The sequence below is a fragment of the Poseidonocella sp. HB161398 genome (assembly GCF_005870025.1).
In the GTDB taxonomy this organism is placed as follows: Bacteria; Pseudomonadota; Alphaproteobacteria; order Rhodobacterales; family Rhodobacteraceae; genus Mangrovicoccus.
In genome coordinates this window covers 107342-121297 of record NZ_VATA01000010.1, presented here as the reverse complement: position 1 = coordinate 121297, position 13956 = coordinate 107342, and the positions used below count along the sequence as shown (strand labels likewise).

Annotated in this window: 14 protein-coding genes; 4 read left to right on the top strand and 10 right to left on the bottom strand. The window is 69.0% G+C overall.

Going from position 1 to position 13956, the window contains the following annotated elements:
• Positions 1-38 precede the first annotated feature (38 nt).
• The gene (locus FGX59_RS10560; protein ID WP_138466498.1) at positions 39-1076 is read right to left on the bottom strand and encodes a rod shape-determining protein; all 1038 of its coding nucleotides are present in this window, start codon (positions 1074-1076) and stop codon (positions 39-41) included.
• 266 nt (positions 1077-1342) lie between these two features.
• Here FGX59_RS10560 and FGX59_RS10555 point away from each other — a divergent pair, with 266 nt between their 5' ends.
• Positions 1343-1912 (top strand): hypothetical protein, encoded by a 570-nt coding sequence (locus FGX59_RS10555; protein WP_138466497.1) that lies wholly within the window; start codon positions 1343-1345, stop codon positions 1910-1912.
• 40 nt (positions 1913-1952) lie between these two features.
• On the opposite strand, the gene FGX59_RS10550 is transcribed toward FGX59_RS10555, so the two are convergent.
• Both FGX59_RS10550 and FGX59_RS10545 read right to left on the bottom strand, forming a co-directional pair.
• Positions 1953-2717 carry a class I SAM-dependent methyltransferase gene (locus tag FGX59_RS10550; RefSeq protein ID WP_138466496.1) on the bottom strand — a complete coding sequence of 255 codons (765 nt, stop codon included), beginning with the start codon at positions 2715-2717 and terminating at the stop codon, positions 1953-1955.
• A 26-nt stretch (positions 2718-2743) separates the two neighbouring features.
• Positions 2744-4294, bottom strand: a complete 1551-nt coding sequence (locus FGX59_RS10545) for a 2-isopropylmalate synthase (RefSeq protein WP_138466495.1) — start codon at positions 4292-4294, stop codon at positions 2744-2746.
• 280 nt (positions 4295-4574) lie between these two features.
• On the opposite strand from FGX59_RS10545, the gene FGX59_RS10540 reads away from it, so the two are divergent.
• Positions 4575-5177 (top strand): YdcF family protein, encoded by a 603-nt coding sequence (locus FGX59_RS10540; protein WP_138466494.1) that lies wholly within the window; start codon positions 4575-4577, stop codon positions 5175-5177.
• Here FGX59_RS10540 and FGX59_RS10535 read toward each other — a convergent pair.
• Positions 5174-5824 (bottom strand): hypothetical protein, encoded by a 651-nt coding sequence (locus FGX59_RS10535; RefSeq protein WP_138466493.1) that lies wholly within the window; start codon positions 5822-5824, stop codon positions 5174-5176. The two genes, FGX59_RS10540 and FGX59_RS10535, sit on opposite strands and share 4 nt — an antisense overlap.
• A gap of 1105 nt (positions 5825-6929) precedes the next feature.
• On the opposite strand from FGX59_RS10535, the gene FGX59_RS10530 reads away from it, so the two are divergent.
• Positions 6930-7319, top strand: a complete 390-nt coding sequence (locus tag FGX59_RS10530) for a hypothetical protein (RefSeq protein WP_138466492.1) — start codon at positions 6930-6932, stop codon at positions 7317-7319.
• Positions 7312-8541: an HlyD family secretion protein gene (locus FGX59_RS10525; RefSeq protein ID WP_138466491.1), complete on the top strand. Its 1230-nt coding sequence runs from the start codon at positions 7312-7314 to the stop codon at positions 8539-8541. The genes FGX59_RS10530 and FGX59_RS10525 overlap by 8 nt, the downstream gene beginning before the upstream one ends.
• 66 nt (positions 8542-8607) lie before the next feature.
• Here FGX59_RS10525 and FGX59_RS10520 read toward each other — a convergent pair whose 3' ends face one another.
• The 6 genes from FGX59_RS10520 to FGX59_RS10495 form a co-directional block, all read right to left on the bottom strand.
• Positions 8608-9534: a hypothetical protein gene (locus FGX59_RS10520; protein ID WP_138466490.1), complete on the bottom strand. Its 927-nt coding sequence runs from the start codon at positions 9532-9534 to the stop codon at positions 8608-8610.
• A 148-nt stretch (positions 9535-9682) separates the two neighbouring features.
• The gene (locus FGX59_RS10515; protein WP_138466489.1) at positions 9683-11446 is read right to left on the bottom strand and encodes a PQQ-dependent methanol/ethanol family dehydrogenase; all 1764 of its coding nucleotides are present in this window, start codon (positions 11444-11446) and stop codon (positions 9683-9685) included.
• A gap of 184 nt (positions 11447-11630) precedes the next feature.
• Positions 11631-12098, bottom strand: a complete 468-nt coding sequence (rlmH, locus tag FGX59_RS10510) for a 23S rRNA (pseudouridine(1915)-N(3))-methyltransferase RlmH (protein WP_138466488.1) — start codon at positions 12096-12098, stop codon at positions 11631-11633.
• Positions 12099-12101: 3 nt separating this feature from the next.
• Entirely contained in the window at positions 12102-12581 is a 480-nt protein-coding gene (gene rsfS / locus FGX59_RS10505; RefSeq protein WP_370295933.1) for a ribosome silencing factor, read from the bottom strand.
• A gap of 68 nt (positions 12582-12649) precedes the next feature.
• Positions 12650-13159 carry a hypothetical protein gene (locus FGX59_RS10500; protein WP_138466486.1) on the bottom strand — a complete coding sequence of 170 codons (510 nt, stop codon included), beginning with the start codon at positions 13157-13159 and terminating at the stop codon, positions 12650-12652.
• On the bottom strand, positions 13152-13697 hold the full coding sequence (locus FGX59_RS10495; protein WP_138466485.1) for a hypothetical protein: 546 nt from the start codon (positions 13695-13697) through the stop codon (positions 13152-13154). The genes FGX59_RS10500 and FGX59_RS10495 overlap by 8 nt, the downstream gene beginning before the upstream one ends.
• Positions 13698-13956: the final 259 nt, after the last annotated feature.

Below are 13956 nucleotides of genomic sequence, written 5' to 3'. Positions count from 1 at the left end.
CCTCTCGACCGGAGTCTTCCGCGGTCAGGTTACAGCCATCAGCTGTCGTAATCGATCACGTGGCGCAGGAGATTCTCGTATTCCAGCGCCTTGCCGGTGCCGAGCGCGACGCAGTTCAGCGACTCTTCGGCCACCGAGACGGCCAGACCGGTCTGCTCGCGCAGCGCCATGTCCAGGTCGCCCAGCAGCGCGCCGCCGCCGGTCAGCATCACGCCGCGGTCGACGATGTCGGCGGCCAGATCCGGCGGGGTGGCTTCCAGCGCGGACATCACGGCCTCGGTGATCTGCTGCACCGGCTCGGCCAGCGCCTCGGCCACCTGGGCCTGGGTGATCTCGATTTCCTTCGGCACGCCGTTCAGCAGGTCGCGGCCGCGGATCTGCATCGCCGCGCCGCGGCCGTCATCGGGCATGCGCGCGGTGCCGATCGTGGTCTTGATCCGCTCGGCCGTGGCCTCGCCGATCAGCAGGTTATGCTGGCGCCGCAGATAGGAGATGATCGCCTCGTCCATGCGGTCGCCGCCGACGCGGACCGAGCGGGCATAGACGATGTCGCCCAAGCTCAGGACCGCCACCTCGGTGGTGCCGCCGCCGATATCGACGACCATGTTGCCGGTCGGATCGGTGATCGGCATGCCCGCGCCGATCGCGGCCGAGATCGGCTCGGCGATCAGCCCGGCGCGGCGGGCGCCGGCCGACAGCACGGACTGGCGGATGGCGCGCTTTTCCACCGGGGTGGCGCCATGCGGCACGCAGACGATGATCTTCGGCTTCGAGAAGGTCGTGCGGCGGTGCACCTTGCGGATGAAATGCTTGATCATCTCCTCGGCGACGTCGAAATCGGCGATGACGCCTTCGCGCATCGGCCGGATCGCCTCGATCGAGCCGGGGGTGCGGCCCAGCATCAGCTTGGCGTCTTCGCCATAGGCGAGCACCTTCTTCACGCCGTCCTTGACGTGATAGGCGACCACGGAGGGTTCGTTCAGGATGACGCCGCGCCCCTTCACGTAGACCAGCGTATTGGCCGTGCCGAGGTCGATCGCCATGTCAGACGAAAACAGTCCGCCGAAAAGTCCCATGCGCAGAGGTCCTGTGTGCTGCCCGTATATGTCCTGCAGGTCCGCTGAGTCGGAACTCGCGGACTGCGCGGCGTTATACGGAACGCCCATCAAAGGCGAAAGGGGCAGATGTGCCGGGCGGATGCATTCGCGTTTCGCGCTGTGGGCGGGGTTCCGCCGATGCGGCCCCGCGCGGCCGGAGCGCGCGGCGCGGAAACGGGCGGATTTCCCGGCTTGGGACGGGGCGGCGCGGGCGCTAGGCTCGGGTCGGAACACGGAGGACCGCCATGAGGACAACACTGCTGCCGGCCGCCCTGCTTGCGGGCGCGCTGCCGCTCGGGGCGGCGGCGGACGGGGTGACCGACGCGCTCGACGCGGCGCGCGCGGCCTATGCGCAGGGCGATGTCTCCGGCGCGCTGACGGCCCTGGGCACGGCGCGCGCGCTTCTGGAGCGCCAGCGGGCCGAGTCCCTGGCGGACGCGCTGCCGCCGGCGCCGGGCGGCTGGACGCGGGAGCTCGATTTCGAGACCACGGAGGCGATGGCGACGCTCGGCGGCGGCAGCGGGGTGGAGGCGACCTATGCAGGCCCCTCCGCGACCTTCACCGTCAAGATCCTGGCCGACGGGCCGATGCTGCTGTCGATGGCGCCGGTCCTCGGCAATCCCGAGCTCGCGCCCTCCTTCGGCGGCAGCTTCGTGCCGCTCGGCGGGGTGCCGGTGCTGGAGATGGATGGCAGGCTGCAGGCGATGATCGGCGAGCGCTACCTGATCGAGGCGTCGGGGGCCGATCCCGACGTCATGGCGCCGGTCTTCGGCGCGATCGACTTCCAGGGGCTGGCCGAGCTGCCCGCGCCCTGAGCCGGTCCCCCGCCCGGCGGGCGGGGGCGGCCATGTCGGATCAGGGACGGACCGCCGAGAAGCGCAGCCGCATGTAGTCGGCATGCGCGGTGCCGGTCTCGTCGGTCAGCACCGAGAGCCGGGCCGCGCAATCGGCGACGACGGCGCGCCGCGCAGCGTCCGAAAGCTCGCCGAGGAAGGGCGCGCCGAACGTGGCGAGCCAGCCCTCCCAGCCGGTCGGCAGCGGCGTCGGCCGCGGCACCAGCCCGATCTGCAGCACGCGGAAGCCCGCCCGTTCCAGCCGCGCCGCCTGCACGGCCGGGGTCGGGAAGTCCCAGGGCTCCGCCGCCGGGCCGAGCCCCTTGGCCCCGAGCGCCGCCTCGAGCGCGATGCGGATCGCGGCGACATTGCCGAAGCCGCCCTGTTCGGCGACGAAGCGGCCGCCGGGCTTCAGCGCGGCGAAGGCATTGGCCAGGGCGGGTTCCGGGTCGCGGATCCAGTGCAGCGCGGCATTCGAGAACACCGCGTCGAAGCGCGAATTGCCGAACGGCGTCCGCGCGTCCTGCTCCAGCACCTCGAGCCCGCGGGCCCGCGCCGCGGCGGCCATCGAGGGATCGGGTTCCAGCCCGGTGACGGCGGCGCCCTCCGCGGCGATCTTCGCCGTCAGCGCGCCGTCGCCGCAGCCGATATCGAGGATGGCCTCGCCCGGAACCGGGGCGAGGGCCGCGAAGATGTCCGAGCCGCGCTCGGCGACGAAGCTGGCGTGATGCACGTAGCCCGCCGCATCCCAGGCCTGTCCGGCCCGGGGCGTGTCATGATCGCTCATGTCGGGAAACCGGCGAGGCGGGCGCCTCAGCCGACATCCTTGTAGCTGACCGGACGGCCGGCGTCGCGCTTGACGATCAGACGGTTCAGCGCGCTGACATAGGCCTTGCAGGAGGCGACCACCGTGTCGGTGTCCGAGCTCTGGCCGGTGACGATGCGGCCGTCCTCTTCCATCCGCACCGAGACCGTCGCCTGCGCGTCGGTGCCCTCGGTCACGGCATGGACCTGGTAGAGCTGCAGCCGGGCATTGTGCGGGACCAGCTTCTTGACGGCGTTGAAAGCGGCATCGACCGGGCCGTCGCCCTGGGCGGTGACCTGGTGGTCCTTGCCGTCGATCGTCAGGATCAGGTCGGCCGATTGCGGCGCCTCGGTGCCGCAGATCACGCGCAGGAACTTGACCTGGACGCGGTCCAGATCCTCGCCTGCCACGCTGTCGCGCATCAGCGCGACCAGGTCGTCGTCATAGACTTCCTTCTTGCGGTCGGCCAGCGCCTTGAAGCGGACGAAGACGTCCTGCAGCTGGTTGTCGGCCAGCTCGTAGCCCAGATCCTTCAGCTTCTGGCGCAGCGCGGCGCGGCCGGAATGCTTGCCCATGACCAGGCTGGTCTCGGTCAGGCCGATATCCGAGGGGCGCATGATCTCGAAGGTCTCGGCATTCTTCAGCATCCCGTCCTGGTGGATGCCGGACTCATGCGCGAAGGCGTTCTTGCCGACCACGGCCTTGTTGTACTGGACCGGGAAGCCCGAGACGGTGGCGACCAGGCGGCTGGCCTTCATGATCTTCGTGGCGTCGATCCCGGTGGTGAAGGGCATCACGTCGTTGCGCACGCGCAGCGCCATGACCACCTCTTCCAGCGCGGTGTTGCCGGCGCGCTCGCCCAGGCCGTTGACCGTGCACTCGATCTGCCGCGCGCCCGCCTCGACGGCGGCCAGCGAGTTGGCCGTCGCCATGCCCAGGTCGTTATGGCAGTGGGTGGCGAAGATGATCTCGTCGGCGCCGGGCACCTCGTTGACCAGCATCTCGATGATCTTCGCGGATTCGCGCGGCACCGTGTAGCCGACCGTGTCGGGGATGTTGATCGTGGTGGCGCCGGCCTTGATCGCGATCTCGACGACCTTCTTCAGGTAGTCGGGCTCGGTGCGGGTGGCATCCATCGGCGACCACTGGATGTTGTCGCACAGGTTGCGCGCATGGGTGACGGTCTCGTGGATCCGCTCGGCCATCTGGTCCTGCGTCAGCTGGGTGATGTCGCGATGCAGCGGCGAGGTGCCGATGAAGGTGTGGATGCGCGGCTGGCGGGCATGCTTCACGGCATCCCAGGCGCGGTCGATATCCTTGAAATTGGCACGCGCCAGGCCGCAGATCACCGAATTGACCGAGTTCTTCGCGATCTCGCTGACCGCGGCGAAGTCGCCTTCGGAGGCGATCGGGAAGCCGGCCTCGATGATGTCGACGCCCATCTCGTCGAGCAGCGCGGCAATCTCCAGCTTTTCGGCATGGGTCATGGTGGCGCCGGGGCTCTGCTCGCCGTCACGCAGGGTGGTGTCGAAAATCAGCACGCGGGGCTGGTCAGTCATGGGTCTTGTCCTGTCTTGCGCCGCGAAGGGCGCGTCCTTGAAGTCCTGGTTTGTGAAGTGCGGCGCGCGGCGGATACCCCTGAGCGGTCGCGCCGAATGGCACGCTCAGAGGCGTGTAAGGAGAAGGAGAGCCAGGGACAGGATCTGTGCGCGGTGTGCCATGGCGGGCGTTATAGCGCCTGGGGGGCGAATGAAAAGCGAAAACTGCCCGGGCGGAGTGATGGACCTGCGCCGGCGGATCGCCTAAGCCTTGGCCTCGGTAAAACGTGAGGGAAGTTCCATGCGCTGGTTGCTGGCGATCCTCGGCGCGGGGCTGGCGGTCGTGTTCGGGCCGCTTCTATGGCTCTGGCTGACCGTGCCGGTCGTGACTGCGGAGGCCGCCCGGCCCGCCGATGCCGCGCTGATCTTCGGCGCGCTGGTGCGCGACGGCGCGATCTCGCCGCTTCATGCAGAGCGGCTCGATACCGGGGCGGAGCTCTACGAGACCGGCAAGGCGCAGGTCATCGTGGTCTCCAATGCGCAGCGCGCGGCCGGGATCATGAAGGACTACCTGCTGGAACGCGGCGTGCCCGAGGCGCGGATCGAAGTCGACGGCGCGGCGCAGTCGACCCCGGATACCTGCGTCACGGAGGCGGCGCGGGACAGGCCGCGCAGCGTCCAGCTTGTCAGCCAGGCCTATCACCTGCCGCGCATCGCGCTGCAGTGCCGCCGGCTGGGGGTGCGCGGCCAGTACGTGGCCGCGATCCGGAAGGAGGGCGACGAAGGCGCTTCGCTCTGGACCAAGATCCGGGTGCGGTCCTCCCGCCACACCCGCGAAGCGCTTCTGGTCTGGGCCGAGCTGCTCGGCCAGTACCGCGAGCTGGAGCGGTCCGACTGGCCCTAGCCGCGCGGCACGGAAAGCGGCAGGCCCGACAGCACGCAGCCGCCCAGATCCTCGGCCGAGGCCGCCATCGGCGGGATGTCGTCGTCGCCGGTCGGCTCGTAGGTGAAGGCCGCGATCATGTCGCCGTCGTCATAGGCGATGAAGACGGTGCCGGTATCGGGCTGCACGGTGATGCCCTCGGCGTCGTAGCCGCCCTCGGCCAGCGGGATCACGTCCAGGAGCTGCCCCGCGGCATTGAATTCGAACAGGCTGTCCGAGGCATCGGCATCGTCCACCACCAGGAAATGCCCCGAGCGCGGATCGCGGGTGATGCCCTGCGGCTCCATCAGCGGTGCAGATTGCGAGGCGCCGTCGACGCGCTGCATCACGGTGCCGTCCGCGGCGACCCGCACGAGCTGGGCGATGCTGTCATCGGCCACCCAGTAGTCGCCGGTCTCGTGGTCGACATAGAGCCCGTCGGTATCCATCAGGATGCTGGCCAGGCGGAACGGATCGCCGGTGGGCTGGCCGCCGCGGTCGACCCGCTGGTAGAGGCCGTTGCCGTCCGACAGGACCAGATCCTCGCCGTCGATCGCGATCGCGTCGACGCGGCTCAGCCCGGCCTCGAAGCTCATGATCTCGTCGCCCCAGGGGGTGATGAGCCGCACGGTACGGGACTCGCTTGCAACCCAAATTCCGCAATACCGGCTGTCATAGGTCAGGCCGGAGGGACCGGGAAAGGAAAAGCTTCGTAAAAGGGTCAATTCTGCTGACATTGCTGGCGCGGCAGCCGACAGCAGGGCGAGGGCGGGTGCAACTATGGCTGTGATCTTGGTCATGGAATAAGGGTGGATGACTGACCCTTTCGGGAAAATTACAACATCGGTCGGATACTCGTGGCAGATTGCCGCGCTGCACTGCAGAAACCGGGCACCGGCCCCTGTCTGGCAAGGCGCCGGCGCCGGTTGCGGCGGCTCTGGCGCGGACTGGTTGCGAGGGCGCGGATGCGTGTTCCGGCGGGGCCGCGCGCCGGCCGCTGCAGGGGCCGGGCAAGGGGCTCCGGCCGGAGGCCGCGGGCCCTGTGGCGGCAGGGCCGGCGGCCGGGTACCCGGGCGGAGTCGCAGAGACGGCCATGTAACGGGATTATGAAAATCAACGGCTTCCCCTGCGTCCCGCGACGGGGAGCCGCGCCCGGTTCGGTTGCGCATGGCTGCACGGCCGGTGTCCCGCAGGGCGCAGAGCCATGCAATTCCTGCTCCGCAGGCGCAGCCGGGTTGCCGGAACGGCATGGCTATGGCGCAGAGGCGGTGCGCGCTTCGGAAGCGGAAATGGCCGCCAATGCGCCGCGGAGACCGTCTCGAAGCCGTGCCGGACCGGTCTTTCTGCAGCGCCGCAGAATACTGCCGCAGCGCGGCATAGATTGGCCGGGCAAATTGAATGCCCGGCATTCCGTTTTGGCCGTTTCCACCCGGAGGCGACTCAATTCGGAGGGAAAATTAGGCATGATGCAAAATTCTGGCTATTTTGCGATCACGGAGCTGCCATTCGCGCCAGGTGATTCGCCTCCGCCCCGGGTCCTGCCAGGGGCGGGCCGCGGCGCCGGGCGTGCTGCTCTGCGGCATGCCCGTGCGGAAATGCGGGCAGATGCGCCGCCGCGACAACTTCCGTCAGCCCGGATGGCGATCTTTGTGCTAGGCGTGGAAGCAACGGCCGGGGTGCCGTCCCGCAGCGCGGCGGGGCAGGGAGGCGCCAGGCAAGCCAAGGAGGACCAGAATGGCGGAATCCACTAACGGCCTGGTGCCCGAGCACCTGCCGTTCTTCATAACCGGGCCGGGGCAGACCGATACGCTCTTCACGATCATGACGGTCTTCGTGATCCTCGCGATCCTCGGCATCGGGGTGTTCTACCTGCACCTGCACTCGATCCCCGACCGGATGGCGCATGAGGCGAACCACACGCAGCTGCAGCTGATCGGCATCCTGACGCTGATCGCGCTGCTGACCCACAACAACCTATTCTGGGTCATCGCCATCGTCATCGCCGCGATCAACCCGCCGGATTTCGTCACGCCGCTGAACTCCATGGCCCGCTCGCTGCGGCGCCTCGCGCAGGATCCCGAACCGGAGGCCGAAGCGCCCAAGGAGCCCGCCCCGCATGTTTGAGTTCCTGTTCTGCTCGATGCTGACGATCCTGCCGGACTACCTCTACCGGCGCTATGGCCAGGGCAAGCGCATCGGCAAGGAGATCAACCTCTATTCGATGTGGTTCGAGCTGCGCTACGGCATCGTCTCCTGCGCGGTGCTGACCATCTCGCTGATCACGGTGATCTTCTACTACCACCCGGCGACCAGCAGCATCACCTCCTTCTACCGCACCGTCACGATCCTGCCCGAGACCGGCGGCCGCGTGACCGAGATCATGGTGAAGAATTTCGACCAGGTGGAGCCCGGCGATCCGCTGTTCCGGGTCGACGATTCCCGCCAGCGCGCCGCGCTCGAGGCGGCGCAGTCGCAGCTGGCCGAGGTCGAGGCCGCGATCGCGGTCGGCGGCTCCGAGATCGCCGCGGCCCAGGGCCAGGTGGAGGCCGCCCAGGGCGCGCTGAAGCAGGCCCAGGACGAGTACGACACCCGCAAGACCCTGTTCGACCGCGGCTCAAACGCGGTCAGCGAGCAGGACGTCAACCGGATGCAGAACACCGTCGACCAGCGCCAGGGCACGGTGAATGCCGCGCTTTCCAGCCTCGAAGCGGTGCAGGCCAAGGTCACTACGCTTCTGCCGGCACAGCGCGACGCGGCGGCGGCCGCGGCGGCCAGCGCCCAGTCGGATCTGGACAAGACGGTGGTCTATGCCGGGGTCGAGGGCGTCGTCGAGCAGTTCGCTTTGGCGGTGGGCGACTATGTCAGCCCGGTGCTGCGGCCCGCGGGCATCCTGGTGGCCAGCGAGAATTACGGCGTCCGCTACGCCGCGGGCTTCAACCAGATCACTGCCCAGGTGATCAAGCCGGGCATGCTGGCCGAGATCGTCTGCGTCTCGCATCCGTTCGAAGTGGTGCCGATGGTGGTGACCGAGGTGCAGGACGTGATCTCCGCCGGGCAGTTCCGGCCCACCGACCGGCTGATCGATGTCGACAGCCGCGCGGCCGGCACGCTGACCGTCTTCATGGAGCCGCTCTGGCCCGAGCAGGTGAAGCCGATCCCGCCGGGCAGCGCCTGCGTGGGCAACGCCTATACCTCGAACCACGAGCGGCTGGCGACCGAGGATCTGGGCACGCTGAAATTCATCGCGCTGCATGTGGTCGACACGGTGGGCGTGGTGCATGCCGCGATCCTCAGGATGCAGGCGCTGCTCCTGCCGGTGCAGACGCTGGTGCTGACCGGCCACTGATCCGGCTCCTGCAGCCCGAACGCGCGCCCCGCCGGTCCTCCGGCGGGGCGTTTGCGGTCCGGGACCCTAGGGCCGGGCCTGTCCGGGACCGGGCAGGGCGACAAAGACATGGTCCAGCACCCGCGGCCGCCCGGCCCGCTCCGCGCTCCGGCGCGAGGCGGTGTTCAGCCCGTCGATCGTGCCGATCAGCAGCCGGCCGGGATCGGCGCCGTCCCGCGCGGCCAGCGCGCCCTGCGCCGCGGCGGCAAGACCGCGGCCGCTGGCGGGGACGGCGACCACCTCTTCCATGATCTCGTCGCCCTCGATCCAGCCGATGCTGCCCGGCGCCACTGCGATCAGCCCGGCCGCCCGGCTTCCGTCGGGCGAGATGCCATGGACCTGCCCGGCCTCCCAGAGCTCGATGAGCTCCCGCGGATCGAGCGGCGAGACATTGCGGCGGAGCGCCGGATCGGCGGCGGCCATATGGGCGAAGCGCCCGGCCACCAGCGCCAGCGCCGCGCAGGGATCGGAGAAGGGCAGGAGGCGCAGCCCGGGCGGCGGCGGCCGCAGTGCATCGTAGCGGGCGGCATGGATGCTGGTGTCGATCCGGCTGCGCCCGGGCATCGCGTCGCCGGGCAGCAGCCGCAGCCGCATCGCCCGGGGCGCGAAGGCGCGCCATTCGGCGGCCGCAACGGCAGCCAGCGTGCCGGTCTCCCCGAAGCTGTGGGCGACGATCTCGACGAAGGGCCGGGCGATGTCGCGCCCGTAGAAGCGGATCCCGCCCAGCAGCGCGCCGCGCCGCGAGCGCAGGTGCCGGTGCGCGTAGTCCCCCGGGGCGATGCCCGGCAGGTCGATATGGTCCGAGAAGAGCCGGGCGAAGGCGGCATCGCCGACCTTCGCCGCTTCGCCCGCAAGCCAGGCGCCGAGGCGGGCCGGGCCGGAGCTGCCGAAGAGCCGTTCGGAAAGCTCCAGCTCGCGGCGCAGGGAGGGCCAGCCGGAAACGGTTGTCGTCATGGGAGGGTTTCTAGCGCGGCGGCGTCCTTGCCGCCACGGCGCCGCGCGGGATCGGCGACGCCGCGCCGATGGCGCGAAAAAAACGCGCCGGAAACGGTCCGGCGCGTCGAGGAGGAGCGCGAAAGCGCGCTCTGGGAGTGATCTGGCCCTACTGGACGGAGGCGAGCTGCTTCGGCAGGCGGAAGGTCCAGAGCATCGCGCCCTGGTTGAGGTAGTTGACCTTCTTGGCCACCTCGCCGCCCCAGAGCGGCACCGCGCCGCCCCAACCGGAGAGGATCGAGACATACTGCTCGCCATCCTGCTCCCAGGTGACCGGCTGGCCGACGATGCCCGAACCGGTCTGGAAGGACCACAGGACCTCGCCGGTCTCGTCGTCGAGCGCCAGGAACTCGCCCTCGGGGGTGCCGGTGAAGACCAGCCCGCCCGCGGTCGACATCACCCCGGCCCAGAGCGGCGCCTCGTTCTTGTATTCCCACTTGATCTCGCCGGTCATCGGGTCGAGCGCCTTGAGGCTGCCGATATAGTCCTCGAAGAGCGGCTTGATGGTGAAGCCCGCGCCCAGATAGGCGGCGCCCTTCTTGTAGCTGATCGGCTCGTTCCAGATGTCCATGCCCCATTCGTTCGAGGGCACGTAGAAATCGCCGGTCTTCTGGCTGTAGGACATCGGCATCCAGTTCTTGCCGCCGAGGAAGGACGGCACGGCGAAGATCGTCTCGCCCTTGTCGCCATCTGCCGCGGCCAGCGGATTGCCGGGCCGGTTGGCCTCGTTGTAGATCGGTCGGCCGTTCTCGTCGATGCCCTCGGCCCAGCTGATCTCCTTGACGAAGGGATGGGCCGAGACGAAGGCGCCGTCCTCGCGGTTGAGCACGTAGAAGAAGCCGTTGCGGTCGGCGGTGCCGAAGCGCTTGTTGCCGTCGCGGTCGGTGAAGGCCACGACCTCGTTCACCCCGTCGAAATCCCAGCCCTCGCGCGGCGTGGTCTGGAAGTGCCACTTGATCTCGCCGGTCTCCGGGTCGATGCCGAGGCGGCTGGCGGCATAGAGGTTGTCGCCGGAATTGTCGTCATTGGGCTCGCCCGCGCCGCGCAGATGGCTGTTCCACGGCGCCGGGTTGCCTGCGCCGAAGACCAGCGTGTCGGTCTCGGCGTCATAGGAGCCGCCGAGCCAGGTCGCGCCGCCGCCGGTCTTCCACATGTCGCCCGGCCAGGTCTTGCCCTCTTCGCCGGTCATGGTCGAAGGCTCGCCGTTCAGCTCGCCCATATGGCCCTCGATGGTCGGGCGCTTCCAGACCATGTCGCCGGTCTCGGCGTCATAGGCCGAGACCGCGCCGACCACGCCGAATTCGCCGCCCGAGTTGCCGACGATCACCTTGCCGTCCACGACCATCGGCGCGGCGGTGTAGGAATAGCCCGCCTTGTAGTCCTCCATCTTCTTGTTCCAGACGACGTCGCCGGTGTGGCGGTCGAGCGCGACCAGCCTGGCGTCGAGCGTGCCGAAGAAGATCTTGTCGCCGTAGATCGCCGCGCCGCGGTTGATCACGTCGCAGCAGGGCAGGATGCCCTCGGGCAGGCGGGCGTCGTACTGCCAGACCTCCTTGCCGGTCATGGCGTCGATGGCGAAAAGCCGCGAATACGACCCGGTGACGTAGATCACCCCGTCATAGACGATCGGCTGCGCCTCCTGGCCGCGCTGCTTCTCGCCGCCCATGGAGAAGGCCCAGGCGGGGACCAGGTTCTTGACGTTGTCCTTGTTGAGGATCTCGAGCGGGCTGTAGCGCTGGAGGTCGCGGCCCATGCCGTTGGTGACCACCTGGCTGGTGTCGGACTGGTCGTTGGCCAGGTCCTCGTCGGTCACCTGGGCATGCGCGGACGTGGCAAGGATCGCCGCGCAGACGGCGAGCGTGAAACGGGTCATGGGTCTCCTCCGGGGTTGCGGCGCGCGGTGCTGGCGCCGTCATTCTCGTTCGCACAAGAAATCACCCGGAACGGTTCGCCTTGAAATTGAACAATGGTCGTACGGGGACGGGGCGGGCTAGGACCAAGACCCGATAGCGGCGGCCGCCCGGGCCCGGAGGCCGGGCGACTCGGGCTTCGCGATCTCAGGCCTTGTGGTAGGGGGAGCCCGCCAGGATCGTCGCCGCGCGGTAGAGCTGCTCGGCCAGCATGGCGCGGGCCAGCATGTGCGGCCAGACCATGGATCCGAAGCTCAGCAGCAGGTCGGCGCGCTGGCGCATCTCGGAGGTGTGGCCGTCGGCGCCGCCGATGGCGAAGACCGTGTCGGAGATGCCGTCATCGCGCCAGCGGGCCAGCTGGCCGGCGAAATCCGGCGAGGTCATGACCTTGCCGCGCTCGTCCAGCGCCACCACCCGCGCGCCGTCGGGCACCGATTTCAGCAGAAGTCGGGTCTCTTCCTCCTGGCCGCCCTTCTTCGCTTCGACCTCGCGGATTTCCGCGGGGCCGAGCGACAGGGCGCGCCCGGCTCTCGCGAACCGGGTGAGGTAGTCGTCGATCAGCGCCGCTTCGGGTCCGCCGCGCAGGCGGCCGACGGCGCAGATTTGGATGCGCATGGATCAGGCCCGGGCGGTCCCCGATGTCATCCACATCTTCTCGAGCTGGTAGAATTCGCGAACTTCGGGGCGGAAGATATGGACGATCACGTCGCCCGCATCGATCAGCACCCAGTCGCCGTGATCCTTGCCCTCGATCTTGCAGGTCACGCCGAAGCCGGCCTTGATCCGCTCGGTCAGCTTCTCGGCCAGGGCAGCGACCTGGCGGGAGGAACGGCCGGTGGCGATCACCATGTGATCGGCCACTTCGGAACGGCCGCGGAGATCGATCGTCACCACGTCCTCGGCCTTGTCGCTTTCGAGAGAGGAGAGGATCTGCGCCAGCATGCTATCGCCTGACGTATCCCCGGATGCCCCGGGCAGGGGCGCTGCAGATGCGGCGGTCACTGCCGCCACCTCAGTGCTAAGAGACAGGACATTGTCCTCCTTATGAATGCGTCCACGGAATTCGACGCTTGGTACAGAGCCAGAATAGCAAAAAATCGCGGAACCCTCAACGGATCCGGCTTGGCGCGGCCAAGGCGCCGGGATCTGCGGGAAATCCGGGCGAATCAGCCGCAGTCGGGAAGCTTGGAATACATCTGCCGGGCCGAGACCGGGGCCGGGCTCGACATCAGCACGGAGCCGTCGCTGACATCCGAGAGCACCACGACCGGGGCGCCCTGGCCGGGGGATTCGCCGGGCTTGCGGCAATAGGGGACCAGCAGCTCGACATTGACCTGGGCCTGGGCGCCGATGCTGGCGACGACGCGGTTCTGGAACTGCGTGAACCTGCGGTGGTCCTTGCGCTCCAGCCGGTGCGCCCCGTCGCGGCCTGAAACCGGCGCCAGGGTGAAGCTCTGCTGCCGCGCGGCCGTGCCGCCGGTTTCCTTCAGCACCATGACCAGCCGCACCGGACCGGCCGTTCCCAGGCCCTCGGGCAGCCGCGTGCTGGCCTCCAGATGGCTCGGCGAGGTCCAGAAGAGCTGCGCGAGCGACTCGTTCTGGCCGGTCGGCGCGGCGCAGGCGCCCAGAAGCGCCAGCAGACCCGCCAGGGCAGCCGCCCTCAGGAGGTCAGACACAGAAGGCGACCTGCGGCTGGATCGCCGAGGCCGGGGTGTCGATCCGGAAGGTCGTGATCTTCTGCCCGGTATTGCCGTCGAAGATCACCGACAGCACATGCTCCCGTCCCGCGGCGGTCCCGGCCATCTGGCAGAGCTCGGGGATCACTGCGACGCCGAGATAGTAGTAGCCCGCAAGCAGCTGGGCGCGCTGGCGGATCTGCTGCTGCTGGAATTCCTTGTAGTCGCCGGGGGCCAGCTTGTAGGTCACCACCAGGCTGCCATCGGCCTGCGGCTCGGACGTGCCGTCGCGCACCAGCTCGATATCCGCGACGGATTCGGTCTCGGAGGAATGGGTGACGATGGCCCAGCGGAAATAGGCGGCGCCGGTCTCGCCCAGCCCAGCGGGAATGGTCGTGCGCACCCGGAAATCCTGCGGATCGAGCCGCACGAGCTGGGTGACCTGGATCGGATCGTCCCACGGCTTCGGCGCGCAGGCGGAGAGCGTGCAGAGCAGGGCGAGTCCCGCGATGGCGCGGCGGAGAAGGGAACTGGTCATGAAGCCGACTTAAACCCAGCGGCGGCGGCTGTAAACGCGGCGCTGCGCGCAGGCCCGATATTGCCGGGCCGCCGCCGGGGCCTGCGGCGCTCTCTTGCAGCGCCGGGGCGCGCCGGCTAGATGACAGCGCATGACACCGATCACGGATATCGCCGACCGGCGCCGCCTGCCGTGGCGCTTCTTCGGCCAGCGCTGCACGGTACTTGCCGGGCTATGACGGGGCCGTTGCGCCCCGATCTTCTGCCCGTGCCCCTAGCTA

Bases quoted from the DNA above. Each gene is read 5' to 3' on its own strand.
- FGX59_RS10560 (WP_138466498.1), bottom strand. From the start codon at position 1,076: ATGGGACTTTTCGGCGGACTGTTTTCGTCTGACATGGCGATCGACCTC.
- FGX59_RS10555 (WP_138466497.1), top strand. From the start codon at position 1,343: ATGAGGACAACACTGCTGCCGGCCGCCCTGCTTGCGGGCGCGCTGCCG.
- FGX59_RS10550 (WP_138466496.1), bottom strand. From the start codon at position 2,717: ATGAGCGATCATGACACGCCCCGGGCCGGACAGGCCTGGGATGCGGCG.
- FGX59_RS10545 (WP_138466495.1), bottom strand. From the start codon at position 4,294: ATGACTGACCAGCCCCGCGTGCTGATTTTCGACACCACCCTGCGTGAC.
- FGX59_RS10540 (WP_138466494.1), top strand. From the start codon at position 4,575: ATGCGCTGGTTGCTGGCGATCCTCGGCGCGGGGCTGGCGGTCGTGTTC.
- FGX59_RS10530 (WP_138466492.1), top strand. From the start codon at position 6,930: ATGGCGGAATCCACTAACGGCCTGGTGCCCGAGCACCTGCCGTTCTTC.
- FGX59_RS10525 (WP_138466491.1), top strand. From the start codon at position 7,312: ATGTTTGAGTTCCTGTTCTGCTCGATGCTGACGATCCTGCCGGACTAC.
- FGX59_RS10520 (WP_138466490.1), bottom strand. From the start codon at position 9,534: ATGACGACAACCGTTTCCGGCTGGCCCTCCCTGCGCCGCGAGCTGGAG.
- FGX59_RS10515 (WP_138466489.1), bottom strand. From the start codon at position 11,446: ATGACCCGTTTCACGCTCGCCGTCTGCGCGGCGATCCTTGCCACGTCC.
- rlmH (WP_138466488.1), bottom strand. From the start codon at position 12,098: ATGCGCATCCAAATCTGCGCCGTCGGCCGCCTGCGCGGCGGACCCGAA.
- FGX59_RS10495 (WP_138466485.1), bottom strand. From the start codon at position 13,697: ATGACCAGTTCCCTTCTCCGCCGCGCCATCGCGGGACTCGCCCTGCTC.